Source organism: Kitasatospora sp. NPDC048407 (assembly GCF_043200475.1).
GTDB lineage: Bacteria > Actinomycetota > Actinomycetes > Streptomycetales > Streptomycetaceae > Kitasatospora.
This window is the reverse complement of sequence record NZ_JBICXW010000002.1, coordinates 312068-337514: the sequence shown is the minus strand read 5'-3', so window position 1 is coordinate 337514 and position 25447 is coordinate 312068. Positions and strand designations below refer to the sequence as shown.

The 25447-nt window shown below is 73.3% G+C and carries 24 protein-coding genes and 2 pseudogenes; 9 read left to right on the top strand and 17 right to left on the bottom strand.

The features are described 5' to 3' along the window. Positions 1–39: 39 nt before the first annotated feature. The gene (locus tag ACGFWJ_RS06885) at positions 40–384 is read right to left on the bottom strand and encodes a hypothetical protein (protein WP_392946011.1); all 345 of its coding nucleotides are present in this window, start codon (positions 382–384) and stop codon (positions 40–42) included. Between the two features lie 354 nt (positions 385–738). On the opposite strand from ACGFWJ_RS06885, the gene ACGFWJ_RS06880 reads away from it, so the two are divergent. Continuing rightward, positions 739–1062, top strand: coding sequence for a hypothetical protein (locus ACGFWJ_RS06880; RefSeq protein ID WP_392946010.1), 324 nt, complete (start codon positions 739–741; stop codon positions 1060–1062). Between the two features lie 140 nt (positions 1063–1202). On the opposite strand, the gene ACGFWJ_RS06875 is transcribed toward ACGFWJ_RS06880, so the two are convergent. Then, the gene (locus ACGFWJ_RS06875; protein WP_392946008.1) at positions 1203–2063 is read right to left on the bottom strand and encodes an S-methyl-5'-thioadenosine phosphorylase; all 861 of its coding nucleotides are present in this window, start codon (positions 2061–2063) and stop codon (positions 1203–1205) included. Positions 2064–2329: 266 nt separating this feature from the next. Here ACGFWJ_RS06875 and ACGFWJ_RS06870 point away from each other — a divergent pair, with 266 nt between their 5' ends. Together ACGFWJ_RS06870 and ACGFWJ_RS06865 are read left to right on the top strand one after the other, a co-directional pair. Further along, complete coding sequence (locus ACGFWJ_RS06870; protein WP_392946006.1) at positions 2330–3118, top strand: alpha/beta fold hydrolase; 789 nt, start codon at positions 2330–2332, stop codon at positions 3116–3118. Positions 3119–3473: 355 nt separating this feature from the next. Further along, a complete protein-coding gene (locus ACGFWJ_RS06865) occupies positions 3474–4004 on the top strand; it encodes a GNAT family N-acetyltransferase (RefSeq protein WP_392946004.1) in 531 nt (176 codons plus the stop codon). 64 nt (positions 4005–4068) lie between these two features. Here the strand turns inward: ACGFWJ_RS06865 and ACGFWJ_RS06860 are convergent, their stop codons facing one another. Together ACGFWJ_RS06860 and ACGFWJ_RS06855 are read right to left on the bottom strand one after the other, a co-directional pair. After that, positions 4069–4704 carry a DUF4291 domain-containing protein gene (locus tag ACGFWJ_RS06860; protein ID WP_392946002.1) on the bottom strand — a complete coding sequence of 212 codons (636 nt, stop codon included), beginning with the start codon at positions 4702–4704 and terminating at the stop codon, positions 4069–4071. Positions 4705–4819: 115 nt separating this feature from the next. Next, entirely contained in the window at positions 4820–5329 is a 510-nt protein-coding gene (locus ACGFWJ_RS06855; RefSeq protein WP_392946000.1) for a carboxymuconolactone decarboxylase family protein, read from the bottom strand. Between the two features lie 131 nt (positions 5330–5460). Between ACGFWJ_RS06855 and ACGFWJ_RS06850 the strand changes: the two genes are divergently transcribed. Further along, positions 5461–6396, top strand: a complete 936-nt coding sequence (locus tag ACGFWJ_RS06850) for a pirin family protein (protein ID WP_392945998.1) — start codon at positions 5461–5463, stop codon at positions 6394–6396. 608 nt (positions 6397–7004) lie between these two features. Here ACGFWJ_RS06850 and ACGFWJ_RS06845 read toward each other — a convergent pair. From ACGFWJ_RS06845 to ACGFWJ_RS06825, 5 genes are all read right to left on the bottom strand, one after another. Continuing rightward, entirely contained in the window at positions 7005–8654 is a 1650-nt protein-coding gene (locus ACGFWJ_RS06845; RefSeq protein WP_392945996.1) for an ATP-binding cassette domain-containing protein, read from the bottom strand. Beyond that, complete coding sequence (locus tag ACGFWJ_RS06840; protein ID WP_392945994.1) at positions 8651–10396, bottom strand: ABC transporter ATP-binding protein/permease; 1746 nt, start codon at positions 10394–10396, stop codon at positions 8651–8653. The genes ACGFWJ_RS06845 and ACGFWJ_RS06840 overlap by 4 nt, the downstream gene beginning before the upstream one ends. Beyond that, entirely contained in the window at positions 10393–11667 is a 1275-nt protein-coding gene (locus ACGFWJ_RS06835) for a cytochrome d ubiquinol oxidase subunit II (RefSeq protein ID WP_392945992.1), read from the bottom strand. Before ACGFWJ_RS06835 ends, ACGFWJ_RS06840 begins: the two co-directional genes overlap by 4 nt. Then, complete coding sequence (locus ACGFWJ_RS06830; RefSeq protein ID WP_392945990.1) at positions 11660–13012, bottom strand: cytochrome ubiquinol oxidase subunit I; 1353 nt, start codon at positions 13010–13012, stop codon at positions 11660–11662. The genes ACGFWJ_RS06835 and ACGFWJ_RS06830 overlap by 8 nt, the downstream gene beginning before the upstream one ends. A 73-nt stretch (positions 13013–13085) precedes the next feature. After that, positions 13086–13787, bottom strand: coding sequence for a YoaK family protein (locus ACGFWJ_RS06825; RefSeq protein ID WP_392945988.1), 702 nt, complete (start codon positions 13785–13787; stop codon positions 13086–13088). Between the two features lie 534 nt (positions 13788–14321). Here ACGFWJ_RS06825 and ACGFWJ_RS06820 point away from each other — a divergent pair. From ACGFWJ_RS06820 to ACGFWJ_RS06810, 3 genes are all read left to right on the top strand, one after another. Continuing rightward, the gene (locus ACGFWJ_RS06820) at positions 14322–14984 is read left to right on the top strand and encodes a hydrolase (RefSeq protein ID WP_380338285.1); all 663 of its coding nucleotides are present in this window, start codon (positions 14322–14324) and stop codon (positions 14982–14984) included. Positions 14985–15016: 32 nt separating this feature from the next. Further along, positions 15017–15499, top strand: a complete 483-nt coding sequence (locus ACGFWJ_RS06815; RefSeq protein ID WP_392945986.1) for a DoxX family protein — start codon at positions 15017–15019, stop codon at positions 15497–15499. A 408-nt stretch (positions 15500–15907) separates the two neighbouring features. After that, positions 15908–16288, top strand: coding sequence for a hypothetical protein (locus ACGFWJ_RS06810; RefSeq protein WP_392945984.1), 381 nt, complete (start codon positions 15908–15910; stop codon positions 16286–16288). Positions 16289–16620: 332 nt separating this feature from the next. Here ACGFWJ_RS06810 and ACGFWJ_RS06805 read toward each other — a convergent pair whose 3' ends face one another. Beyond that, on the bottom strand, positions 16621–17202 hold the full coding sequence (locus tag ACGFWJ_RS06805; protein ID WP_392945982.1) for a TetR/AcrR family transcriptional regulator: 582 nt from the start codon (positions 17200–17202) through the stop codon (positions 16621–16623). Positions 17203–17297: 95 nt separating this feature from the next. Here ACGFWJ_RS06805 and ACGFWJ_RS06800 point away from each other — a divergent pair, with 95 nt between their 5' ends. Both ACGFWJ_RS06800 and ACGFWJ_RS06795 read left to right on the top strand, forming a co-directional pair. Continuing rightward, entirely contained in the window at positions 17298–17975 is a 678-nt protein-coding gene (locus ACGFWJ_RS06800; protein ID WP_392945980.1) for a DsbA family oxidoreductase, read from the top strand. Continuing rightward, positions 17972–19147 (top strand): hypothetical protein, encoded by a 1176-nt coding sequence (locus ACGFWJ_RS06795; RefSeq protein WP_392945978.1) that lies wholly within the window; start codon positions 17972–17974, stop codon positions 19145–19147. The genes ACGFWJ_RS06800 and ACGFWJ_RS06795 overlap by 4 nt, the downstream gene beginning before the upstream one ends. Before the next feature lie 11 nt (positions 19148–19158). Here the strand turns inward: ACGFWJ_RS06795 and ACGFWJ_RS06790 are convergent, their stop codons facing one another. From ACGFWJ_RS06790 to ACGFWJ_RS06760, 7 genes and pseudogenes are all read right to left on the bottom strand, one after another. After that, positions 19159–19662 (bottom strand): (2Fe-2S)-binding protein, encoded by a 504-nt coding sequence (locus ACGFWJ_RS06790; protein ID WP_380338271.1) that lies wholly within the window; start codon positions 19660–19662, stop codon positions 19159–19161. Continuing rightward, positions 19659–20591 carry an FAD binding domain-containing protein gene (locus ACGFWJ_RS06785; RefSeq protein ID WP_392945976.1) on the bottom strand — a complete coding sequence of 311 codons (933 nt, stop codon included), beginning with the start codon at positions 20589–20591 and terminating at the stop codon, positions 19659–19661. The genes ACGFWJ_RS06790 and ACGFWJ_RS06785 overlap by 4 nt, the downstream gene beginning before the upstream one ends. Beyond that, positions 20588–22342 carry a xanthine dehydrogenase family protein molybdopterin-binding subunit gene (locus ACGFWJ_RS06780; protein ID WP_392945974.1) on the bottom strand — a complete coding sequence of 585 codons (1755 nt, stop codon included), beginning with the start codon at positions 22340–22342 and terminating at the stop codon, positions 20588–20590. The genes ACGFWJ_RS06785 and ACGFWJ_RS06780 overlap by 4 nt, the downstream gene beginning before the upstream one ends. 190 nt (positions 22343–22532) lie before the next feature. Next, positions 22533–22925 (bottom strand): annotated as a pseudogene (locus ACGFWJ_RS06775) (aldehyde oxidase); the annotation flags it as partial. A 423-nt stretch (positions 22926–23348) separates the two neighbouring features. Beyond that, a complete protein-coding gene (locus ACGFWJ_RS06770) occupies positions 23349–24272 on the bottom strand; it encodes a glyoxalase (RefSeq protein WP_392945972.1) in 924 nt (307 codons plus the stop codon). Positions 24273–24479: 207 nt separating this feature from the next. Beyond that, positions 24480–25034: a Dps family protein gene (locus ACGFWJ_RS06765; protein ID WP_392945970.1), complete on the bottom strand. Its 555-nt coding sequence runs from the start codon at positions 25032–25034 to the stop codon at positions 24480–24482. A gap of 73 nt (positions 25035–25107) precedes the next feature. After that, positions 25108–25335, bottom strand: a pseudogene (locus ACGFWJ_RS06760) (alpha/beta hydrolase fold domain-containing protein); the annotation flags it as partial. Positions 25336–25447: the final 112 nt, after the last annotated feature.

Sequence of the window (25447 nt, the reverse complement as noted above, 5' to 3'; positions counted from 1 at the left end):
GGACGGAGCCGCACGGCGGTGTGCGAATGGGGGGTCCGGTCAGGAGAAGACGACGGAGCGGAGCTTGAGGCGGTCGGAGGCGCGGCCGCCGGGACGCAGCGAGTAGTACTCGCCGTCGCAGTGGGTGCCGGTGAACACGGTGGCGGTGGAGCCGGTGAAGTTCTGCGGGGCGAAGGCGGGTTCGGTGGTGTCGGGGTCGGCGACCTCGGGGAGGGTGTGGCAGACCCGACTGTCGGGGTCGACGAGCCGGCCCTCGGCACGGTCGCCGAAGTTGTCGAAGTAGGTGTAGCGGAACTCGCCGACGGCCGCGGCGGCGGGGCACGGCGTGGCGAACAGCAGGGCGAGCGAGGCGACGGCGGCGGCAGCCGTGGAACGCAGGTGCATGGGGGTGGTACGGCCTTTCCGATCGAACGCCGGGATCGGCGGGTCCGTCCCGGCGCGAACTACCGTAGGGGCGGGGCCCGGTGGCGAATCGGTTCTGCGCGTACACGTCGCGCGCCGTCGCAACGGCCGTGCGGACGCCGCCCGGAGGCGTGCGCCCGGTGCCGGTGGGGTGGGCGCGGCGCGCGGGTCATTTGGGTCGCGGAGGGACGAAACGCCGGTCGCAGCACGGCGGTTCGGCACCGCGTTCGCATGTTAGAACCGGCGTGCAGCGGGCAGATGTGTTGCTACCTGGGACGTAGGGACGCGCCGGCGGGGAAGGCCGGGCGCGCCTGCCTGGCGGCGCGGAGGTGGTTGATGGACGGACCGGCACTCTCCCCGCGTGAGCTCCTGATCCTTCATCAGATCGAGGCCGAGCTGGGAAGCGATCTGGAGCTGGAGCGCGAGCTGCGCACGATGCGACCAGCACGGATGGCGCGGCTTCGGCGGTCGCTGGTGGCCCGCCCACGATCGGTGGTCGTGGTGATCGCGTGCTGTCTGGTCGTGTCGTTCGGACTTTTGGGACTGGCGGTGGCGCTGCGGGCGCCGATGCTGCTGGTCGCCGTGGTGGCGGCCTGGGGCACGGCGCTGGCGGCCCTGATGGCGCTGGCGCACTTCTGCCGGCGCGCGCGGAATCGATAGCGGGCGCACCCGCCCGCGCAGGGAGCGCGTTCGGCCGGCGCACCGCCAGAAGACGGCGGGCGCCGGCCGATCGACGTCGCCGGGCCGGAACTCCGGGAAACCGGGGCCGCAGCGTGAATCGGAGCAGCAGGGCCGCCGGATCAGACGCCGGGCAGGCCGGTCTCCACGCCGTCCAGGGCGTGCGAGCAGAGGCAGTCGCGGGTGGCGGGCAGCGATTCGAGGGCCTTGAACAGGACGGCGCGCAGGCGGTCGACGTTGCGGGCGAAGACTTTCAGCACCTCGGCGTGGGTGACGCCCTCGCCGGTCTCCACCCCGGCGTCCAGGTCCGTGACGAGTGTCAACGAGGTGTAGCAGAGGCCGAGTTCGCGGGCCAGTGCGGCTTCGGGGTGGCCGGTCATGCCGACCACGGACCAGCCGTTGGCGGTGAACCAGCGGGATTCGGCGCGGGTGGAGAAGCGCGGGCCCTCGATCACCACCAGGGTGCCGCCGTCGACCGGCTCCCAGGCGAGTGACCGGGCGGCGGCCAGCGTGGCGTTCCGGCCGTCGGGGCAGTAGGGGTCGGCCATCGCGACGTGCACCACCTCCGGCATCGAACCGTCGGGAAGGCTGCGGCCGTCGTAGTAGGTCCCCGCCCGGCCGGAGGTCCGATCGACGAACTGGTCGGGCACCAGCAACGTTCCGGGGCCGTACTCGGGACGCAGGCCGCCGACGGCGCACGGGGCGAGGACCTGACGCACCCCGAGCGAGTGCAGCGCCCACAGGTTGGCGCGGTAGTTGATGCGGTGCGGCGGCAGGCGGTGGCCGCGGCCGTGGCGGGGCAGGAAGGCGACCCGCCGGCCGGCCGCCTCGCCGATGAACAGGGCGTCGCTGGGCGGCCCGTAGGGCGTTTCGACGTGCACCTCGGTGACGTCTTCGAGCAGCGCGTAGAGTCCGGATCCGCCGATGACGCCGAGTTCGGCGGTCGGGGTGCCGTCGGTGCGGGGCGGTTGGACGTCGGCCATGGCTCTCCTCGGCTCTGCCGGTGGGACGCAGGCCCGCCACAGCCCGAGGGGCGCGGTGGGGCTGCGACTGGGGGCGCCGCACGGTGGGCGGCGCGGCCTGCCGTGGGCACGCTGACACCCTACGAGCAGTCAGGTCCGGCGTCCCGCATCGGAGCTGTGCGGTTCGGACTCACGTGCTCGAACACCGGGCGATCCGCACGCTCCCGGTCGGCGGTGGCGTCCGCGTACAGTGGCAGCCCAGGTGGGCACGGCGACGGGACGGTGTGATGAACGACGGGCGGCTGGCGGTGCACTCCGGCGAGGACGGGACGATGGCGGCGCACCGGGCACTGTCCTGGCGGGTGCGGCCTTCGGCGCCGGACGCGGCGGTGCTGGTGCTGCACGGCGGGCGGGAGTTCGGCCCGGAACCGGTGCCGGCGCTGAACCTGCCGGGCCTGCGGATGCGCCCGTTCGCGCGGGCCGTGGAACGCGCGGTGCGACGCTCGGCACGGCCCGGCTCGGACGGGGCTGCGGGCCGGTCGCTGGCGGTGGGCACCGTGCACTACCGCTGCCGGGGCTGGAACGGTGAGCGCGCGGATGCGGCCCGCGACGCGGAGGCGGCGATGGCGGAGTTGGCGGAGACGCTCGGGCCGGTGCCGACGGTGCTGATCGGGCACTCGATGGGCGGCCGGGCGGCGCTGCGGGCAGCCGCACACCCGTGCGTGCAGGGAGTGGTGGCGCTGGCGCCGTGGTGCCCGCAGGACGAGCCGACCGAGCACCTGCGGGGCACGTCGGTGCTGATGATGCACGGCGACCGCGACCGGGTGACGCCGCCCGCCGACACCGATCTGTTCGCTCTCCGGGCCCGCGACCACGGCGCGCGAGTGGCCGGCTACCGGGTGTTCGGCAGCGGCCACACTCTGATGCGCCGGGCCGGCGACTGGCACCGCACCACCGCCGGACTGGCGCTGGCCCTGCTGGGGCTGGCGACGCTGCCCGACGAGATCGGCACCGCGCTGGCCCTCGAGGGCGGCGGCCCGGAGGGTCTGGGCATTCCGCTGGCGGGGCGCCGCTGAGCGCGCGCCGCTGGGTCCGTCTCGGCCCAGTCGGTCGGGCGCGGGGAGTTCATCCCTGCGGAGATAATCTCCTCATAGATGATCTCCCTCGGCCGATCAAAACCGATCGCCGCTCGCGGAAAACATCCCCGCAGAGATAATCTCCGCGTAGATCATCTCCCCGGCCCGCCCCTGACCCACCGCGCGCACCCACCCAACGCACAACAAACGGGCGAGCACCCCAACGCCAGACCGGCCCGGGCGACCGCACAGCGACGGACAGTGAAGGCCGATTCCCCCGCTCGACGGGGACGGGCCGGGGGCGCACACTCCGGGGGAGGAGACGTCCGCCAATCGAATGAGGGAGGACCCGGCCATGGGGATCAGACTGACCACTGATCGGCTCGTCGTCCGCGACTGGACGCCCGACGACGCCGAGGACGCGCTGGCCGTGTACGGCTCCACGGACGTCGCCCGCTGGCTGACGCCGGCGATGTCGCAGGTCGCCGATGTCGATGCGATGCGTTTGGTGCTGCAGGCCTGGGCGCAGGAGCAGTCCGGACTGCTGCCTCCGCGCGGGCGGTGGGCGGTGGAGCGGCGGGAGGACAAGAAGGTGGTCGGCGGGCTGAGCATCCGTCCGCTGCCGCCGTACGACGAGGACCTGGAGATCACTTGGCAGCTCGCCCCGCACGCCTGGGGCCAGGGGTACGCGACGGAGGCGGGTCTGGCGCTGTTGAGGTGGGCGTTCACCCAGGACGTCGAGGAGGTGTTCGCGGTGGCCCGGCCGAAGAACGACCGGGCGCACGCGGTGGCGAAGCGGCTCGGGATGCGCTGGGTCGGCGAGACCACCAAGTACTACAACCTGAATCTCCAGGTCTACCGGATCCGCCCCTCCGACCTGGCCTGATCCTCCCCTTCCCCTCCCCCTCCCCTTCCCCTTCCCCCTCCCCGGCCACTGCGCTGGCGGGAGGTCACACGCGGCAGAGACGCGCGGCGAGTTCGGGGGGCAGTGGGTAGCGGCGCTCGTCCGGGAGCAGCCGGCGGGCCTGTTCGGTGCGGCCGGCGCGGACCAGTTCGGCGGCGCGGCGGATCTGCGGAGTGAGGTCGGCGAGGGACACGATCCACTCCTCGGCGAACTCCCGGACGATCCCCCGCCCCAGGCCGACCTGGATGCTGTAGTGGTTGAGCGCCGCCCCGCGCAGCGACCGCTCCGGGTCCCACTGGACGTGCACCTGGGCCGCCGCCAGCCGCTGCTGGTCGCCGATGGTCAACTCGGCTGCTGCCAGCGCGCGTTCCCAGCCCTGCCGGGTGATCCGGACGGCCAGGATGCGTTCCTGTCCGGACTTGGTGCCCCAGTTGCTGCGGTGCAGCAGCCAGGGCAGCGAGGGCTTGATCCAAGTCATCCGGCGGAACGAGAACGGCGCGACGAACAGTCCGGCCCGCAGCGCGGGTTCGGCGATCGCGGGCGCGTACGCCTGGTAGACGACGATCGTGCTGGCGTCGAAGTCGGCGCGCACGGCGTGCAGTTCGGACGCCCGCCCTGACGTGGCGGACCGACTGGACGACCGATTGGGCGCGTGGCGGGGCGAGCTGTGCTGCTGAGCCATCCTCCGACCCTGCCACTCGCCCGATCCCGCCGGCCACGCATTTTCGGTGGCCGGCCGACCGCCCTCCGACAGCTGGGCGTGCGCTGCCGACGTGACGCCAACTCCCTACCGGCGCCTACGCATTCACAACGGCTTCGGCGGCCACGCGCGCGGGCCGGACCGGGTGCTTGCTCAGAATGGAGACGCGATTGAAGGCGTTGATGGCGATGGCCACCCAGATCACGGCGGAGATCTGCTCGTCGCCGAGCACCGCCCGGGCCTGCGCGTACGCCACGTCCTGGGCGGTGGCGTCGGCAGGGTGGGTGGTGGCCTCGGCGAGCGCCAGTGCGGCCCGCTCGCGCTCGTCGAACAGGGCGGTGTCGCGCCAGGCGTTCAGCACGCCGAGCCGCTGCACGCTCTCGCCGGCCAGCAGGGCGGCCTTGGTGTGCACGTCCAGGCAGTAGGCGCAGCCGTTGATCTGCGAGACGCGCAGGTTGACCAGTTCGACGAGGCGGCGGTCGAGTCCGGCCTCGGCAGCGGCCTCGCGGACCGCCTCGGCGTTGGACCGCAGAGCACGGAAGGCCTGCGGGTGCTGCTTGTCGATGTAGACCCGCCGGCCGGTCGTGGTGGTCGCCACCTCGGTCACCTGGAGCTCCTCCGCCTGCGTACTGGTATTTGTCTGACGATACCCTCCATAATAGTTGAAGCTGGAACGATTTGTTGGAACGGGCCGACCGGGAACTCCGGTAACCGGACGGCACGGGAGGGAACACAACCATGAGCACCACCGAGAACGACCCCCGCGCGGCCACCGTCCGGGTCCTCCCGCCGCGGGACGTCCCGCTCGGCGGCCCGCGCGCGATGACCGTCCGCCGCACCCTCCCCCAGCGCGAGCGCACCCTGATCGGCGCCTGGTGCTTCATCGACCACTACGGCCCCGACGACGTCGCCATCACCGGCGGCATGGACGTCGCCCCGCACCCGCACATCGGCCTGCAGACCGTCAGCTGGCTGTTCAGCGGCGAGATCGAGCACCGCGACAGCCTCGGCGTGCACGCCTTCGTCCGGCCCGGCGAACTCAACCTCATGACGGCCGGCCGCGGCATCGCCCACTCCGAGACCTCGACGGCCGCCACCAGCACCCTGCACGGCGTCCAGCTCTGGGTCGCGCTCCCCGACGAACACCGGCACACCGCACGGGACTTCCACCACCACGTCCCCGGCCCGGTCACGCTCGACGGCGCCGAGGTCCGCGTCTTCCTCGGCACGCTGGCCGGCGAAACCTCCCCCGTCCCCACCTTCAGCCCGCTGCTCGGCGCCGAACTCGTCCTCGACCCTGGCGCCACCCTCACCCTCGACGTCGACCCCGCCTTCGAACACGGCCTCCTCGTCGACCAGGGCGACATCACCTTCGCCGGCACCCCCCTGCACCGCGCCGACCTCGGCTACCTCCCGCCCGGCCCCAGCACCCTCACCATCACCAACCCCTCCCCCACCCCCGCCCGCCTGATCCTGCTCGGCGGCACCCCCTTCGACGAGCAGATCGTCATGTGGTGGAACTTTATCGGCCGATCCAGCGAGGAGATCGTACAAGCACGAATCGACTGGGAGAAGGGGGTTCGGTTCGGCGAGGTCCAGGGCTACCCGGGCGACCGGCTGCCCGCCCCGGAGCTTCCGAACATCGCCCTCAAGGCGCGAGGAAACCGCGCCTGACCTGCTCACATGTCGCACTCGGCGGTCGCGGCGATCAGCCCCATGCGGGGTGGCCCGCGACCGCCTTCGGCGCTGGGCGAGACGCCAACGAGCGTCGCGGGCCGAGCTCTCGGCAGCAGTCCCGGAGACCCTGCCGATTTCCCGCCTGCGGGTGGGTTTTGCACGCTGTGGGTGGATGAATGCTGACCTTTTGCTGACTTTCCTGACGGGTCGTCAGCAGACGGGGGGCCGTTCGCGCACGTGGCGGACATGGGGCCGACGGCCTCGCAGCTGCACCACCCCGCGATCCGGCCCGTTTGCCGGCCTCGTACCTTCCACCCACACCGCACCTCGGTCGGCACTCCCCAGCCGTAGCGGCGCAGCACGTTACGCGCGAAGTCCTTGCCGCCGTCGGTCATCGCGGTGGTCCAGCGTGCCTCATGGACCAGGAGTGCCTGGACGGTTTCAGGGGTGAGGGCGGGGTGGGCAGCGTAGGCGTTGGCGGTGGTGAGCGGTCGCCGCCGACGGCGAGGGGCCGGTAACCGTCGAACACGGCGAGGTCGGTGCGGGCGCCGACGGTCAGGACGTTCCGGATCGCCTCCCGACCCCCGTCCTGCCCGGGGCGGCTCTCACCGCGTGTGGGAACACCCGGTTTCGCAGGCCGGTTGAGGAGCCGTCGCGCCGGCCAGGTCGACCGCGACGTCCGGGTGCCACGGGAGCAGCGCGAGGTCCTGGTCCTGCAGGGCGAGGACCAGGGCCGAGTCGGGCAGCGCCCTGCGCAGCTCGCGCAGCAGTGCCTCGGCGGTCGGCCGGTCGAGGCCTGCGGTGGGTTCGTCGAGCAGCAGGATGCGCGGCCGGCGCAGGATCGCGCGGGCGACGGCGAGGCGGCGGCGCTGTCCTTGGGAGAGCGCGCGGCCGGCGGGGCCGACCGGGGTGTCCAGGGGCAGGGCGCCGAGGCCGACTGTCGCCAGCGCGGCACGCAGGTGCTCCGGGTCGGCGAGTGGTGCGGCCAGACGCAAGTTGGCCGCGACGGTCGTGTCGGCGAGCCAGTCGTCGGCCTCGACCAGGGTGAGCACGTCGGCGACGGCTTCGGCGGGCAGGTCCGCGACAGGAGCGCCGTCCAGCCGTACCCGGCCGGAGGTGGTCGGCAGCCGTCCGGCCAGTTGCCCGAGAAGCGTGGATTTCCCGCTGCCGTTCGGGCCGGTGACGACGATCAGCCGGGGAGCGCGGACGGTGAACGACAGTGGCCGCCCACCGTTGGCAGCGGGCAGGTCCATCACGGTGAGCACCGGGCCGCGCCGCGTCGGCGCGGGCGGCTGCCGGTCGGCGGTGGTCGCACCGAGCGGGCCGAGACGCGCTGCCGCGTCCTGGGCGGCGGCCAGCTCCTGCAGCAGCTGCGGAAGGCGCTCCAGTAGGTCCCACACCGCCGCGAGCAGCAGCACCTCGCCGACGGCGTCGGCCACCGGCTGCGACCAGGCGCCTGCCTGCAGCGCGAGAAGCAGGGCGAGGCCCTGGCCGAGGGCGGCGAGCAGCCTCAGGCCGAGGCGGCCCTTGCGCTGCTCGGCTGCCGCGGCGGCGGCAGCCGCCTCCTCGTGCTCCAGCGCCGTCGCGACGAGGCCTCGGGCTTGCGGGATCGCGTCCAGGCAGCGCAGTTCGTTGAAAGCGGTCCGGGCGGCGATCAGGTTCGTCCCGGCGCCGGCCCGCGCGGCGGCCGCGCCTGCGAGGTGCCGCCGGGCCCGACGGCCGGTGCGGATCGCCCACCAGGTGCCGCCCCCGAACACGACGAGCTCGGCCGCACCGAGCGTCGGGCTCGCCCGCAGCAGCAGCGCCTCCACCAGCACCGCGGTGACCGCGCAGCCGGCGAGTGGCGCGACGACCTGGGCGGGCAGGCCGGCCACTGTCTCGACATCGGCGGTCAGGCGGGCGAGCAGGGTGCCGTCGCGCTGGGCTCGGAGCTCGCGCGCGCTCAGTTCGCCGGCACCCCGAACCAGGCGGCCGCGCAGGGTCACGGTCGTGGCGAGGACGACCCGGTGGCTGACCAGCCGTTCGAGGTAGCGCAGCGACGTGCGCAGCAGGGCGAGGGCGCGGACCGTCCCCGACGGGTACATCCACGACCAGGTCGTGTTGGCCAGCAGGGTCACCAGCGCGCAGGTCGTCAGGAACCAGCCGGACAGGCCCAGCAGCGCCGCTGCGCTCAGTTCCGCCGCCGCGGCCAATGCGATGGCGACGGCCAGGTCGCGGCGGGGCATGGAGTGGCTCAGCAGTTTCCAGGCGTTCATTGCGTCCTTCCCCGGTCCAGGTGGATCGTCCGGTCGGCGAGCGGGAGCAGTGCGGGGCTGTGGGTGGCGAGCAGCACGCTCCGGCCGCGCATCAGCGTGCGCAGGGCCGCCACCACGCGGGCCTCCGCCACCGGGTCGAGGTGGGCGGTGGGCTCGTCCAGGCAGAGCAGCGGGGCGTCCCGCAGCAGTGCCCGGACGAGGGAGAGTTGCTGGGACTGGCCGGAGGAGAGCCCGCTGCCCCGCTCGCCGAGCGGGGTGTCCAGACCGCCCGGCAGGTCGGCGAGCAGGTCGCCGAAGCCGAGCGTGCGGAAGGCGGCGGAGAGTGCTTCGTCGGTGGCATCGGGTCGGGCGAGGAGCAGGTTCTCGCGGACGGTGCCGGGCAGCAGGTGCGCGGGTTGGCCGACCCAGGCGACCGAGGCGGGTGACGGCGGCTGGAAGGTGCCGCCCCACTCGTGGGCGACGGTTCCGGAGGTGGGTTGAGCCAGTCCCGCGGCGACGGCGAGCAGGGTCGACTTGCCCGCGCCGCTGGGCCCGGTGACGGCGACGAGGGCGCCGGGGGCCAGCTGGAGACTCACGTCGTCCAGTGCCGGCTCCGTACGCTCGGGATGACGGACCGTCACATGGTCCAGGTGCACGCCGGCCGCGCCGCCGGTGTGCCGGGCCGGCGCGGGCGGGTCCGGATCGTCGCCGTCATTGCCGGCGCCGGCGAGTATCCCTTCGATCAGCTCCGCTGCGGCGCGGGCCTCGGCGCGGGCGTGGTAGCCCCGGGCCAGGTCGCGGGCGGGCGCGAAGTAGGCGGGGGTGAGCACCAGCACGAAGAGCGCGGTGGCCAGGCTCATCCGGCCTGGCACCAGCGGCAGCTGGAGGTAGTCGAGGAGCGCCAGTCCGCAGTAGGTCGCCACCACGGCGAGCGTGCCGGTGATCAGCAGCTCGATCCAGGCGGTGGAGAGGAAGGCGACCCGTAGCACGGCCTGGGTGCGACGGGCCAGTTCCTCGTCGTCCTCGCGCAGCGCGACGGCGGCGGTCTCCCGGGCGCCCAGTCCGATCAGGGTGGGCAGGCCGCGCAGGTGGTCGAGCAGGCGCGCGCCGTGCCGGCGCACCGCCGTGAGCTGCGCGTGCACGGCGGCCTGTGTACCGAGGCCGATGACCTTGAGGTTGGCGGGCAACAGCGGGGTGGCGATGACCAGGATCAGTGCTACGAACCAGCTGCGAACCGCGATGGCGGCCAAGGTCAGACCGCTGCCCAGCAGCATCGTGGTGCGAGCGGGGACGTACTCGGTGAGCCACTCGGTCAGCCGGGCGACCTCGCCGGTCAGGGACTCGGCGAGGGCGGCGTCACCGATGGCGGGCCGGGCGGGGCCGCGCGCAGGCAGAGCTGCGGCGAGCAGGCGCTCGCGCAGTGCCGCGCGCACCCGGCGGGCGCCGCGCGCGGCCGCCGCGTCGGCGGTGGCCAGCAGCGCCGCCCGGACCGCCACACCGGCCAGCACGAGCCCGGCGCCGGGCAGGATCCGTACCGGGAGCCGTCCGCCGTGCTGGCCGGTGAGCCCGCGCTGCGCCGCCCAGGCCAGACCGGCCGCCCAGAGCACGGTGCCCAGCGGGGCCAGACCGCGCAGCAGGCCCGCCCGCCGCAACTCCGCGCGGCCGGGCTCGGCCCATGCGTGCAACCGGGCCGACACCTCGTCGTCCTGGTCCCGGACGCGCGCGTCGCCGAGTTCGGTCAGCAGGGCGGTCGAGGTGCTCACGTCCCCGTCCGAACGGGGTCCTGATCGTCCGGGTCGAGATCGAAGACCCCGTCCCGCTGGTCCCTCCGGTCGCTGATGATCCAGGCGGCCAGGGCCGCCGCCGACAGGAGCGTGACGCCCAGCGGATCGATCCAGGTCGCAACGCCACCGAAGACGTCCTGGGACACGGCCGCCAACCCGACGCCCAGCACGGTGAGCAGTGCGCGCCGGACCACGACCACGAAGCCGCCCGCCTCGGGCCGGGCTTGGCGGGGTGCCCCCGTGCGCACCCGCAGCGGGTCGAGCGGCGCCTCCGGGGTCCGCGTGAACTTGCCCCGGAAGGCCCACCAGGCGTACGCGTTGTAGGCGAACACCACCGGCATGCACAATCCCACGCCGACGACGAGGAAGGTCTGCGAGCCGGGCGGGCTCGACGCCTGATGGAGCGTCAGCCCGGGCGGGACGACCACCGGCGCGGTCGCGGCCACCAGGGCGAGCAGGCCGCAGACCTGGGCGGTGACCACACCCGCGAACGGCCGCCAGTCGGGCCGCCGTCCGAAGCCGTACCAGGCCACCGCGCCCGCGGCCGCCGCCCCGGCGACGGCAGTCCAGAACAGTGCCGCGCGCACCGGTTCGTCGAACCCGAACTCCTGCGGGTCGGCGGCCTGCAGGCCGAACCCGAGGATCAGCGCGGCCACGGCGGTGGCCGCCAGCAGCGGGCGCCCGGCCCGACCGGCGCGTTCGCGGGCGGCACCTTCGGTCTTGTCCTGCAGCCAGGCGGCCCCGGCCAGCAGGTAGAGCGCCACCAGGCCGAGCGCGCACAGCAGGCTGTAGGGGGTGAGCCAGTCGAAGGCGCCGCCGCTGAACGACCCGTCACGCTGCTCCAGTCCGGAGAGCACGCCGCCGAGCACCAGGCCCTGGCAGAGGGTCGCAGCGAGCGAGGAGGCGCCGAACAGCAGGGCCCACCCGCGCCGGTAGCCGGTGGCGGCGCTCTGGAACTCCAGTCCCATGCCGCGCAGGATGATCGCGAGCAGCATGCCGATCAGCGGCAGGTAGACCCCGGGGAGCACGGTCGCGTAGACGCCGGGCAGCCCGGCCCACAGGGCCACACCGGCCAGTACGAGCCAGCTCTCGTTCGCGTCCCAGGCGGTGGCGATCAGCTCGCCGTACTCGCGCCGGCTCTCCCCCTTGGCGAACAGGCTGAGCATGCCGACGCCCAGGTCGTAGCCGTCCAGGACGACGTACATGCCGAGCGAGAGCAGGACGAGGGCGTAGGTGGCGTACTCAAGCAACGGAGGCCTCCGTTCCGGGGGCGGCCGTCGCGGCTTCACCCGTGGGCAGGTCGGGTCCGGCCTTGACGGTACGGACGATGTAGCGGACCCAGATGGCCAGCAGGGCCGCGTAGAGGAGCACGAAGGCGGTCAGGGTGGTCGCGGCCTGCGCCGTGCTCAAGTGCGACAGCGCGTCCTGGGTGCGCAGCTTGCCGTAGACCACCCAGGGCTGGCGCCCCGCCTCGGCGGTGATCCACCCGCCGGTGATCGCGATGACGCCGGCCGGTGTCATCCAGACCATCCAGCGCAGGAAGCGGCGGGAGTCGAACAGTCGCCTCCGCAGGCGCAGCACCAGCCCCGCGAGGGCGGTGGCGAACATGGCGAGGGCGGTGAAGTACATGGCCCGGAAGCCGTAGAAGGTGCTCCACATGTTGGGCCGCTGGTCGGGCGGGGTCTCCAGCAGGCCGGGCACCGCTGCCTCGCCGGTGAGGTCGTGGCCGATCACCGCGCCCAGGTGCGGGACTGTGATGCGCAGATCGTTCGCACCCCGGTCGGTGTCGGGGACGACGACCAGGTTGTACCCGTTGTTGTCGGTGCGCCAGTTGCCTTCGAACGCCTGGAGTTTCGCGGGCTGGTGCTGTGCCATGAAGATGGCGGTGGCGTCGCCGATGTACAGCTGGACCGGCATCAGGACGGCGAGCACGCCGAGGGCGACGGACAGGCAGCGGCGGGCGAACGGCAGCGCGGCCCGGCGCTGCTTGACGAGGTACCAGGCGGAGATGCCTCCGACGAACCAGCTCGCACTGATCAGCACGGCCAGCAGCATGTGCGGGAAGCGGTAGGTGAAGGCCGGGTTGAGCAGGACCTCGCCCCAGTCGCTCGGGTGGAACTGGCCGGCCGTCTCGGTGTAGCCAGCCGGGTCCTGCATCCAGCTGTTGGCGGACAGGATCCAGGTGGTGGACAGCAGGGTGCCGAAGGCCACCATCCAGGAGGCGAAGGCCATGGTCCGCGGCTTGACCCGGCCCTCGCCGTAGAGCATCACGCCGATGAAGCCGGCCTCCAGGAAGAAGGCCGTGATGACCTCCATGCCGATGGTCACTCCGATGACGGGTCCGACGGCGTGGGCGAAGACGCCCCAGTTGAGGCCGAACTCGAAGGTCATCACGGTGCCCGCGACGACGCCGAGGCCGAAGCCGACCGCGAAGATCTTCTTCCAGAAGCGGAAGATCTGCTGATAGAGCGGGTTTCCCGTGCGTACGTAAGCGGTCTGTACGACGGCGAGCAGCACGGAGAGACCGACCGTGAGGGCCGGGAAGGACATGTGGAAGATCGCCGTGATGGCGAACTGCCATCGGGACAGTTCCAAGGCGGCCGTTGAGGGCATGAGGTCTCCGGAAGGGACGCGGCGCGAATGGGGAGCCGAGCGAAGTGGTGCTGTCTCACTCCCGGTTGAGCAGGACGGTGGCACCGGCCAGCACCGCGCTGGCCACCAGGGCCCAGGCGATCTGGCCGTGCAGCACCAGGACCGCACCCGGCAGGGCGCCCGCCAGCATGGTGGCGACTGCGAGGACCCTGCGGCGCTGGCGGGGGGCGGTGCCGCCGGCCAGGCGGGAGTCGGCGGCGAGGCCGGTGAGGGTGAGGGTGAGGACGGTGGTGGTGAGGTCGGGGACGGCGAGGGCGCGCACGGTGCCGTTGCGGATGCCCATCGCCACCGCCACCAGGGCGATCACGGTGTACTGCGCGGCCCCGTCGACACCCCGGACGAAGGCGACAGCAGCGGCCGCGCCGTGCAGCGAGACCTCCAGGACCAGGGCCGCGCGCAGCCACCGGCCGCGCCGCGTGATGGCGTACCGCGCCGCGAGGCGGCCGGCCAGGACCGCGCCGGCGAGGAAGGCGACGAGGGAGGTCAGCGAGCCTGCGACGGAGAAGCCGGGTGCTCCGGCCAGGGCGAAGGCGATGACGACGACGTTGCCGGTCATGTTCGCCGTGAAGACATGGCCGAGGCCGAGGTAGCTCACCGCGTCGATCAGGCCGCTGACCGCGGTGAGGGCGAACAGGGCCAGCGCCAGCGGATGACGGTCGTGAACCTGTGGTCCGGAAACCTGTGGCGGGGCGGTGCGGGGATCACCTGCGGTGGTCATGACGCCTCCTCTCCGAGTTGTCGCATCGTCAGAAGAAGCACGGGTCCAGCGGCGCCGCGCCCTGCCCCGGGAGGGCGAGACCGCGGGCCGCACGCCAGGCCGACCGCCTGGACCAGTCCGTCCCGGACGGCCACGGCACTGGCCCGGGGGCGGCGCGGGTCGTTGGTCAACACCTTGGCGTTGCGGACGACCAGGTCGGCGGGCTCCTCGGGGGCGCCGGGGCGGATTCCGGCAACGGGCATGGCGGACAACGGGATTCCTCTCTCGGGCAGTCCGGTGGAACGACCCGGCGAACCTAGGCCGCCGGCCGCGTCCGTAGTGCCATCGCAGCGCATCGCCGGTTGCCTCTCAGCGCACGGTTCCCCCTCGACGACCCACCCGGGGCCCGCGTGCAGTGTCGGAACACTCCCGGGGCACGGAGGGAGCAGCCGTTCCGTGCGAAGTGTCCTAGCGTCGTCCAGCGTGCGGCCCCGCCGGTCCGACGGGGCCCAGCGCTTCATCGACTCCCTGACGCTCCGAGAGAAGAGAAGAATCATGGTCGACTTCGACAGGGTCCACGCCGCCCCGAGTCCCGATCTGCTCACCCCGGACAACGCGATGATGCTGTTCGTCGACCACCAGCCGCAGATGTTCTTCGGCACCGGCAGCGGCGACCGCACCGCCATCATCAACTCGACCGTCGGCCTGGCGAAGGCCGCGAAGATATTCGACGTGCCGGTGGTGCTCTCCACCGTGGCGGCGGAGTCCTTCTCCGGGCCGATCCTCCCGCAGCTGCGGGCGGTCTTCCCCGAGCAGAAGTTGATCGACCGGACCAGCATGAACGCCTGGGAGGACGCGGCGCTGGTCGAGGCGGTCAAGGCGACCGGCCGCAGCAAGATCATCCTCTCCGGCCTGTGGACCGAGGTCTGCCTGGTCCTGCCGGCGCTGTCGGCGCTGCATCAGGGCTACGAGGTGTACGTGGTCGCGGACGCCTCCGGCGGTGTGAGCCCGCAGGCGCACGAGCACGCCCTGCAGCGGATGACCGCGGCCGGCGCGGTGCCGGTCACCTGGGTGCAGGTGCTGCTGGAGCTCCAGCGCGACTGGGCCCGGACCGAGACCTATGTCGCGGTGACGGACCTGGTCAAGGAGCACGGCGGCGCCTACGGCATGGGTGTCGTCTACGCCCAGGCCATGGTCAACCCGCACGCCGCCGGCTGACGGGCCGCGACCGAACTCGACCGGAGTCCGTCATGAACACGGGCCTTCTCCTGCTGCGGGTGGTCGCAGGCCTTCTGGTCGCGGGCCACGGCGTCCAGAAGGTCAGCTTCCGCCTGGGCGGCGGCGGGCTGGCGGGTGGCACCGCGGAGTTCCGCGGCGACGGCTTCCGCGGCGGGAGGCTCACCGCGCTCGCCGCGGGCGGCACCCAGATCGGGGCCGGGCTGATGCTGGCGCTCGGCCTGCTCACCCCGCTGGCCGGCGCGGGTGTGATGGGCGTGATGACAGTCGCCCTCACCGTCAAGTGGCCGCACGGGCTGTGGGTACAGCACGACGGGTACGAGTACCCCCTCGTGCTGATCGCCATCGGTGCGGTGCTGGCCGCCACCGGCCCAGGCCGGTGGTCGCTCGACGCCGCGCTCGGCCTGGCGCACTGGCCATGGTGGTGGCTGCCGGCGGCGGTGGTCGCCGGCGTCGGCGGCGGCGTGGCCACGCGGCTCGCCCTGCACCGGACCTGACCGCGGGCGACTCCCTGTCGCGTGGGCCCGGGGCCCACGCGACAGGGAGCCTGGGAGGGTCGATGGAGCCGAGTACCATCACGGATTCCGCCGGGTCCGCCTGGACCCCACTGCGGGAGAAGGTCTTCCGCCCGGCTGGCCCAGTTCGTCTCGAACGCGGGCGGCTGAATGCAGACCGTCGGGCCACAGTGCCGTGGTCGGCCACGGGCGGCCGGCCGACCGGGGCGCGGCTACGCGGGTCCGGCGAGATGGGTGCCGAACCGCCCCTGACCCTCGACGTCCAGCAATTCACGGACGTTCGGGACGCGGCTCCCCCGGGGTCGTCCGTGCCCCAGGAGCCCTCCCGGCTCAAAGCGGTGATGGGACGGCGCGCCCCGCCTGGAACGAGGACGGCTGCCTCACCTCAACGTGTGGTCGACCGGCCTGGCCTGGACCGCAGCCCCGACCCGCCGGCCGCGCACCGTCCCGGCCGAGCACCTGCTCGCCGCTTACCGGCAGCTCGCCCGGGACGTCTCCCGCCCGGGCAGCACCGCTCCGCCGATGTACCCCGTCCTCGGCGCCTTCGGCGTGCCGGCGATCTGGCAGCAGGCCCTGGCGGACGGGCGCCCGGACGGCAAACAGTTGCTGACCGGGACCAAGGACGAGATGACGACGTTCTTCACGTTCGCCCCATTCATCCGGTCCGCCACCGACGAGCAGGCGCGCTCGATCGCGGCGGCACTGCTTGAGGGCGGCGCGGGGCGGTTCGCCGCCACGGGCCGGCCCGCCGCGGACCGGTGGCACCCGTAGGAGCCTGCCGAACCGGCCACTATCCGGCACTTCGCCTGTGGCGGGAACACTGGCGGCCCGCCGGGCACGCAGCGGGTCCCGACGCCTTCGGCTTCTCGTCGATGCCGGCCGCCCGGACTTCCAGCGGGACACCGTCGCCGCCATCCGGGTGGTCAGCGCGGCGTACCGGCGGACGCTGTCGCAGTGGAAGGCCTGCCAGGCCGGTGTGTCCGCCTGCTTCTGCCTGGCCGCGCGCACGGAACGTCCGTCACCGTCAGGCCGATCGGACCGCTTGGCGTGCGGCGGGAGCCGTTGCCCCGCCCCGGCGGCCCGGTCCGGTGCCTGATCCCGCGTCAGGGGGTGGCGGCGCTCGACGGGCCGGCCGGCAGCAGTCGTGCCGCTGCCGTGCGCGCGGTGCGGGCAGCGTCGGCGTCGCCGAGACCGACCCGGGCGCATACGGCCCCATCGGCGAGCATGAGCAGCAGGGCGGCGGCCCGCTCCGGGGCGTGGGATCCCGCGGCGGTGGCGAGGTCGGTGAGGTAGTGGAGGATCTCCCGCTTGTGGTCCCGGATGGCGGCCCGTACGGGGTGGTCGGGATCGGGGTACTCGGCGGCGACGTTCACCAGGTCGTTGCCCCGGTAGGCGGGATCGGCGAACTCCTCGCCGAGCAGGTCGAGAATGGCGAGGAGCCGGTCGGCCGGTGCGTCGCGGCTCTCGGCGAGCGCGCGCAGTCGCGCGCACCACGCGTCGTTGCGCCGGCGCAGGACCGCCTCCACCAGCTCGTCCTTCGAGCGGAAGTGCTGGTAGAGCGTCGACTTGGCGACCTCCGCCGCACGCCAGATCTCGTTGATCCCCACCGCGCGGACTCCGCAGCGGGCGAACAGATCGGCGGCGGCTCCGACGATCTTGGCGCGGGTCGCTTCAGGGCTGGTCATCGGCGCCTCCGACGGGCATGGGAATGGGTTCGGCTCGATTGCCGTTCGGATCGGACAGACTAGTCGGTCCGATGAGGAAGGAAGAGGAGGGCCCCATGTTCACGATCGACGTGTTCGGCGATCTGATCTGCCCCTGGTGCTACATCGGCGGACGCCGCTTGAGGCGAGCGGTCGACACCGTCGAAGGACGCACCGGCGCCGAGTTCGGGATCCGTCACCGCGCGTTCGAGCTGAACCCGGCCATGCCCCTGGCGGGGATGGACCGGCGCACCTACCGAAGCGCGAAGTTCGGTAGCTGGGAACGGTCCCGGCAACTCGACCACGGCACGGTCCTGGCCGGCCGAGGCGACGGCATCGCCTTCGACTACGAGAAGATCACCAGGACACCGAACACCCGGGCCGGACATCGCCTGATCGCCCTGGCGCAGCGCGAGACGGGGCTGGGCGCCGCCATGGCGGACCGGTTGTTGGCCGCCTACTTCGCCGAGGGGCAGGACATCGGCGACCCGGCCGTGCTGGCCCGGCTGGGCGAGGACGAAGGCCTCGCCCCCGGCGTGGCGCAGGGGCTGGGCGACCCGGCGCTGGAGAGGGCCGTGCGTGAGGACGAGGAACTCGCCCGGCGGCTGGGGCTGCGCGGTGTGCCGTTGTTCGTCCTGGGCGGGCGTGCGATCAACGGCGCGGTCGACGTCGAGCGGCTCACCGAAGCCCTGGAGGAGCAGACGGGCCGACCGCAGGCCGCAGCCGGGTGCGAGGAAGGGAGGTGCTCACGATGACCGCGACACCCGACGTCACCTCGGTCGGCATCGTCGGCGGGTCGCTCGCCGGCCTGTTCCATGCCGTCGCGCTCACCGGGCTCGGCCTGGACGTGGATGTCTGGGAGCGCTCCACGGGCCGCCCCGACGACCGCGGCGCCGGCATCGTGCTGCAACCGGGCGTCGCCTGGTTCCTGCGCGAGTTCTGCGGCGTCGATCCGGACCGGGTCAGCGTCCCCGTCACCCATCGGCAGTTCTTCACCGGGGACGGGAACGTGCGGATCATGCCCATGCGGCAGCGGATGATCTCCTGGGGAACGATCTACCAGGCCCTCCGGGACGTGCTGCCCGCTGAGCGTTACCACGACGGGCAGCCGGTGACCGCCCTCGTGCCCAGCGCCGCGGGGGCCACCGTCCATGTCGGCGAGGCGGCCCGGGCAGTCGACCTGGCGATCATCGCGGACGGATCCGCCTCCCGGCACCGCGGACTCGTCACACCGGACGGTGCGCCGCGCTACGCCGGCTACGTCGCCTACCGCGGCGTCGTGGACGAAGCCGACCTCCCCAAGGAACTGGTGGCGCGCTTCGACGACCGGTTCAGCTTCTGGGACGGGGACCGCAGCCAGTTCCTCTGCTACTTCATCCCGGGCGACTTCGGCACGACCGCGACGGGCCGCCGCCGGATGAACTGGGTCTGGTACACGCGGGCGGACCGGCCCGAACTCGCCCGCGTCACCACCGACCGCAACGGCACCCGCCACGGGCTGTCACTGCCGCCGGGACTGCTCGCGCCCCAGGTCCGCACCGACCTCCTGGCCCGCGCGCGCTCGACGCTCCCGCCGCCCCTGTGTCACCTGGTGGAACACACCGCGGAGCCCTTCGTGCAGGCGATCCTCGACGCGCGCGCCACCAGGATGCGCAACCACCGGATCCTGCTGACCGGGGACGCCGCCTTCGTGGTCCGGCCCCACACCGCGGCCAGCACGGAGAAGGCCGCCGCCGACGCCATCACCCTGTTCCAGGCCCTGCGGCAGGCGCCGTCCGCGGACACCGCCCTGCAGACCTGGGAGCGGCTCCGCCTCGCGGAGGGCACCGCCATCCACGACCAAGGAGTGGGCCTCGGGCGCAGGTTGGGCCTCGACGGTCCGGACGCGGCCGCCGCTGCCGACGGCCGGACCGGGAAGGAGCCGTGAGCGGACGGCCGTCACCGCGGGCCCCGCGCGTCGTGCGGGCGCGGCGCGTCCTGCTCGCGGGCGGCCCGCAGGATCGCGCGGCGGATGGGTTCGTAGCCGGTGCACCGGCAGAGGTTGGAACCGACCAGGGCGTCGACCCGCTCCGGGGAGTCGGCGAGACCGGGGTCGGCCGCCAGGGCGCCGGCGGCCACCATGAGGAACCCCGGCGTGCAGAAGCCGCACTGCAGGGCGTGTTCGGCGGAGAACGCGCGCTGGAGGGGGTGGGGCTCGCCGCCGGGCCCAGCGAGGCCCTCCACGGTGCGCACCGGGCTCCCGTCGCACTGCACGGCGAACACGAGGCAGGAGCGGACCGCCTCGCCGTCCACCAGCACTGTGCACGCCCCGCAGACGCCGTGCTCGCAGCCCAGGTGGGTGCCGGTCAGCCGGCAGTCCTCCCGCAGCACGTCGGCGAGGATGCGGCGGGGCTCAACGTCGAGTTCGTACGCCTCGCCGTTGACGGTCAGGGTGATCCTCATGCGCGGTCTCCGTCCGGCTCGGCGCGGCGGGATCGCAGGTCCCGCGCCGCCTGGTGCAGCGTCCTGGCAACCAGGACCGCGATGGCGTGCCGCTTGTACTCGACGTCGGCGTACGGCTCCGGCACGGGTGCGGCGTCCTGCTCGGCGGCGATCCGGCCGGCCCGGGTGAACGGGTGTCCCTCGGGCAGCCGGTGCCCGTCGGCGGGTGCCCGGACCTCGGAGCCGATCAGCGCCTGCTCCGCCGCGCGGGCCCGCAGCGGCCGGTCGGCGCAGTTGGCCAGACCGATGCGGGCCTCGGCGACCACTCCGTCCCGCACCGTCAGGGTGGCGGCGACCGCGACCTGGGCGAAGCAGAAGTGCGTACGGCGGTGCTCGGTGAAGCCGACCCCGGTGTCCTCGTCGAGCAGCGGGAAGGTCACCGCGGTGAGCAGCTCGTCCGGTCGGCGCGCGGTCACGTGCGGCCCCCGGAAGTAGTCCCGGGCCGCGACGCTGCGCGTGCCCTGCGGGCCGTGCAGGTCGATGCCGGCGTCCAGGGCGGTGCCCACGGCGCACCACTCGGAGGCGGGATGCGCCCAGGCGAAGCTGCCCGCCATCGTACCGCGGGTGCGGATGGGCGGGTGGGCGATGTGGACCACCGCGCGGGCGAACAGCGCACCGAGCGGGCCCGGGAGGGACTGCGTCGATTCGAACGCGCGGTGCCGCACCAGGGCGCCCACCCGCAGGGTGCGGTCGTCCGCGTCGATCCGGTCGAGCCCGGCGACGCGGTTGATGTCGACCACCAGCCCGGGGCGCACGCGCTGCAGCCGCATGTCGAGGATCAGGCTCTGCCCGCCGGCGAGCACCTGGGCCGTCCCGTCTGCGGAGCCGAGCAGCTCGACGGCCTCGGGCACCGTGCGCGGTGCGGCGTAGTCGAAGGTGGCGGGCTTCATCGGGGCGCCTCCGTGAGCTTCGGGGCACGGGCCGCCCGCCACACCACATCCGGGGTGAGCGGCATCTGCAACAGGTCGGGGTCGGCGATCCGCAGCGCGTCGACCACGGCGTTGACGACCGCGGCCGGAGTGCCGATGCAGCCCGACTCACCCGCCCCCTTGGCGCCCAGTGGAGTACCGGGGCTCGGAGTGCAGGTGTCCCTGAGCTCGATGGGCGGCACTTCGGTGAAGGTCGGCAGCAGGTAGTCCAACAGCCCGGAGGCCAACAGGGGTACGCCGTCGTCCCGGTAGGGGATCCCCTCGTACAGGGCCTGGCCGATGCCCTGTACCGCCGACCCGAGGGCCTGCCCGCGCACGATCTCCGGGTTGAGCTGCACTCCGCAGTCGTCCACGGCCACCACCCGCAGCAGTCGTACGGTACCCAGCTCCGGATCGACCTCGGCCACCACCGCGTGGGCGCCGAAGGGGAAGGCCATGCCCGTCTCGAACCGGTCGTCGACCCGCAGCGGCCCGGTGGCCCGCACCAGCTCGGCCAGTCCGATCGCCTGCGAGCCGCTCGGGCCGAGCTGTGCGGCGCCGTCGGACCAGCCCACGGCCTCGGACGGAACGTCCCACAGCCGCGCGGCCCGCTCCCGCGCCTCGGCGACCAGCAGCCCCGAGGTGTGCCGCAGCATCGCGCCGGCCACCTGGGCGGATCGGCTGGCGAAGGAGCCCAGGCCCTCGGGCTGCTCGCCGGTGTCCCCCTCGATCAGCCGGACCCGGCTCGCGTCCACGCCCAGGGCCTCGGCCACCAGCGCGGGGAAGACCGTCTCGTGCCCCTGGCCGGCGCAGGCCGCGCCGCACCGGACGACGACCGTGCCGTCCGCAGCGGCCTCGACGCCGCCGAACTCGTGCAGCCCACCCGGTTCCCCGCCGGAGCGTTCCACGTAGCAGGACAGGCCGATGCCCAGCGGCAGCGCGTCGGGATCCGTTCGGCGCCGGGCCTGCTCGGCACGCCACCCGGGGTAGTCCAGGGTTTCCAGCGCCAGGTCCAGCGCGGCGGCGTAGTTCCCGCTGTCGTAGCACCGACCGGTGGGCGTCCGGTACGGGAACCGGTGCGGCGGGATGAAGTTGCGCCGCCGCAATTCGGCCGGGTCGATGTCGAGTTCACGAGCCAGCTGGTCCATGGCCCGCTCCAGCGCGATCGCCGCCTCCGGCCGGCCGGCACCGCGGTACGGGTACGTCACCATGGTGTTGGTCAGCACCGAACGGACGGTCGCGTGCACCCGCGGGGTCGCGTACGGGCCGGTGGCCATCCAGGCGGTCTGCATCGGCAGCCCGGCGCCGAGGTGGGGGTAGGCTCCCACGTCCGCGTCGACCTCCAACTCGTAGGCGAGCAGCCGTCCGTCGGCATCGGCGGCGAGCCGCGCCCGCTGGTCCTGCCCCCGGCCCCGGGTGGCGGCCGTCATCGACTCCAGCCGGTCCTCGATCCACCGCACCGGTCGGCCCAGCCGCACCGCCAGGTAGGAAACCACGACGAACTCCGGGAACGCCGCACTCTTCGACCCGAACGCCCCGCCGGTGTCCGGGACCACCACGCGCACCCGGTCGAGCGGCCACCCCAACAGCGCCGCCAGCTCGCGCCGCAGCCGGTGGGGCATCTGGTGCCCCGACCACACCGTCAGCCGGCCGTCCTCCGGCACGGCGAGGATCGTCCGGCACTCCATCGGGGAGGGCAGCAACAGCTGCTGGCGGTAGCGACCCTCCACCACCGCCGCAAGCCTGCCGCCACACCGAAGCATCGATCGGCTTCCCCGCCTCCCCCTGGAAGGCGGTGTTGCTCAGACCGTCGAACAGCCGGACCGAGTCCGTCACCGCGGCGCCCGCGGTGACCACCGCGGGCAGCGGGTCGATCCGGACGGACACCGCCGCCGCCCCGTCCTCGGCCCGGTAGCGGTCCTCGCCCAGCACCACCGCCACCGCCTCGCCCGCGTACCGCACCCGGCCCCTGGCCAGCGCCGGCCACTCCCGCCCGGCCACGGCCTCCTCGGTGGACAGCCCGGCCAGCAACGTGTGCGGCACCGCCGGAAGCCCCTGAGCGCCGGAGGCCGTCAGCCCGGGCGGTGCCGGCTCCGACAGATCCGCGCCCGACCAGGCCCCCACCACCCCCGGCACCTCGCGAGCGGCGGCGCAGTCCACCCCGCGCAGCACGCCGTGGGCCACACCACTGCGCACGAACGCCGCATCCAGGCAGGCCGGTACCTCGATGTCGGCGACGAAGCGGCCCCGGCCGGTGAGCAGCCGTTCGTCCTCGCGTCTGGCCCACTGCTCCACGACTTCACCTCCGTGACTCATCCTGCCCGCAGGAGCAGAGCGCCCAGACGCCTCGCCACCACGGGCGTCAACTCAACCGTCAACCGCGGACGGTGGACCCCTGGGCGACGTGAACGAGATATCGGCACGTCCCACTCAACGACCGGCACCCCACCGAGGTACCGGTCGCGTCGTCAGTTCATCCGAACTCGTCATGTGCGAAGGACCGGGCGAGCCGGTTCGGCCGGCTGTACCGGGACGCAGCCGAACCGAACCGTTTCGTCGAGGTCTTCACGCTGACCTCGTGGGCGGAGCACCGCGCCCAGCACCACGAGCGCGCTACCGGGGTCGACCCCGAATTCGAGCGCACGGCCCGGGAGTTCGTGCGGAGCGAGCCAGTCGTGACGCACGCCGTACCGGCCTGGGAGTGAGCCGGGCCCAGGCGACACGGGGCGCCGGCGTCGGTCAGCGCTGCGGCCGCGGATCGTGGATCTCGGCCACGTAGCCGCCGGGAAACTGCAGCAGGGCCGAGTCACGGTCGGCCGTCGTCTGCGGTCCCCACAGCACCTGGGCTCCGGCTGCCGTGGCGCGGGCCAGCGTCGCGGTCAGGTCGTCGACCTGGTATCCGGTCAGTTCCCGGCCGAAGGGGTAGGGCAGGTGCCCGTCCGTGGCCAGCACGACGGTGTCCCCGAACGGGCTGGTGATCCTGATCCGGTGGTAGGTGGTGCCGGGCATGCCCAGCTCCTGCCCCGGCGCGCGGGAGTCGTCGGAGACCACCCGTCCGCCGGTGAAGCGCAGATAGCTGTGCAGGAAGGCGTGCAGGGAGCCGGCCGGGACGTACACGCGGTTCTCCGGCACCGAGTCCAGCGGCGGGTAGGAGGGCGCCGTGGTGTGCCAGTACAGCTGGGCGTCGATGCCGCCGGGGAACTGGATGACGGCGTCCCGTCCGATCGGATCGGCGAACGGGGCCACCACGACAGCGGCACCGGCGTCCTCGGCCTTGCGGACGCCCTGGTCGAGGTTCTGGACCAGCCAGCCGGTGCGCTCCGCCCCGAACGGGTAGGGCGCGGGCGTCTGGTAGTCGAAGACGGAGAGGGTGCCGACCGGTGAGAGGACCAGCTCGGAGTATGTCCGGCTCGGGGTGGGTGTGACGGTGACCAGCGCCTTCTGGGTGTGGCTGCCGCCGAACGTGGCCTCCCAGCTGGTGACGAAGGCATCGATGGAGCCGGGCGTCACGTACACGTGGGTGGTGTCGTACTGGGCGCCCGCCGCGATGCCGGTTTCGGCGGCGGGTGCCCCTTGTGCGGACGGACCGATCGAGGCCGAGCTGACGACGAGCAGCGCGGCGATCGCCGCGATCCGCAGCCGCACGGCGAAGCGTGAACGCATGGGTTTTCCTCCTGACGGGACTGAGTGACGGCCGGGCGACCTCGACGGTCGCCGGCCGTGCGGGTCAATTCGGGCTCCCGGTCGACGAGTTCGGACTCGGCGCCGAGGGGCACAAGGGGGAAGGTCTGCCGGCGGAGCCGGTTGCGCAGCGGCTCGACGGAACGAACAGGCGCGGCGGGGCCGTCGTCGGACGGGCCCCGCCGGCGGTCACGCCCCGGTCCGGGGGGTGACTACGAGGTGCTCGGCAAGGAACCGGACCTGGGCCTCACCGATGCGGATGACCTGGGAGACCAGGAGGTCCTGGGTACTGTCATCGCCGAGCCGCACGGTGCGGGTGGCCGCGTCGCGGGCCTCGGCGAGGATGGTCTCGTGGGCGTCGAGGAGACGCGAGAGCACGGCCGCTACGTCCTCGACCCCGTCCGGCGGACGGGGTACGCCGGTGATCTCGGCGGCGTGGCGGGGATCGCCCACCGCGACGCCGCCCAGGCTGTGCACTCGTTCGGCGAGCACGTCGACCAGGTCAAGCTGTTCCTGGGCGTGCCTGTCGAGGAGCAGGTGCAGGTGGTAGAAGGTCGGGCCGTGCGCGCCCCAGTGGTGCTTCTTGTACAGCGCGTACAGGAACTGGGTGTCCGCGAGGATGCGATTGAGCCGCTGGCAGGAGTATTGCCGGGCGTCGTGGGACAGGGCGATCGGCAGCTGGGTGACGGTGCCGAAGGCCCGGATCTCGGGGCTGTGCCGGTGGAGGCGCGGTTGGCTGCTCATGGCTCTCCCGGTCGGTCGGTGACGGAGCGGACGGCGGCACGGATCAGGTCGGCGATCTGAGGTGGCGGCGCGGTCACCCCCGGTGAAGCGCCTGGCGCAGCGTCCCGATCGCGAGGGTGATGGCACCCTGCGCGGACTTCGAGGGACGCAGCGCGTTGAGCATCGCGAAGTCGTGGATGGTGCCGAGGAACCGGACGGCGGTGACGGGGACGCCGACCTGACGCAGCTTCACCGCGTATGCCTCGCCCTCGTCGCGCAGCACGTCGGCCTCGCCGGTGATGACCAGCGCCGGCGGCAGCCCAGGTCGAACAGGTACGGCGGGTTCGCGGTCGCCTCGGTGAAAGCCCGGGCCTCGGGCTCCAGGGTCGGCCCGGCGCCCGCGGCGTTCTGCTCGGACATGGTGATCACCTCGC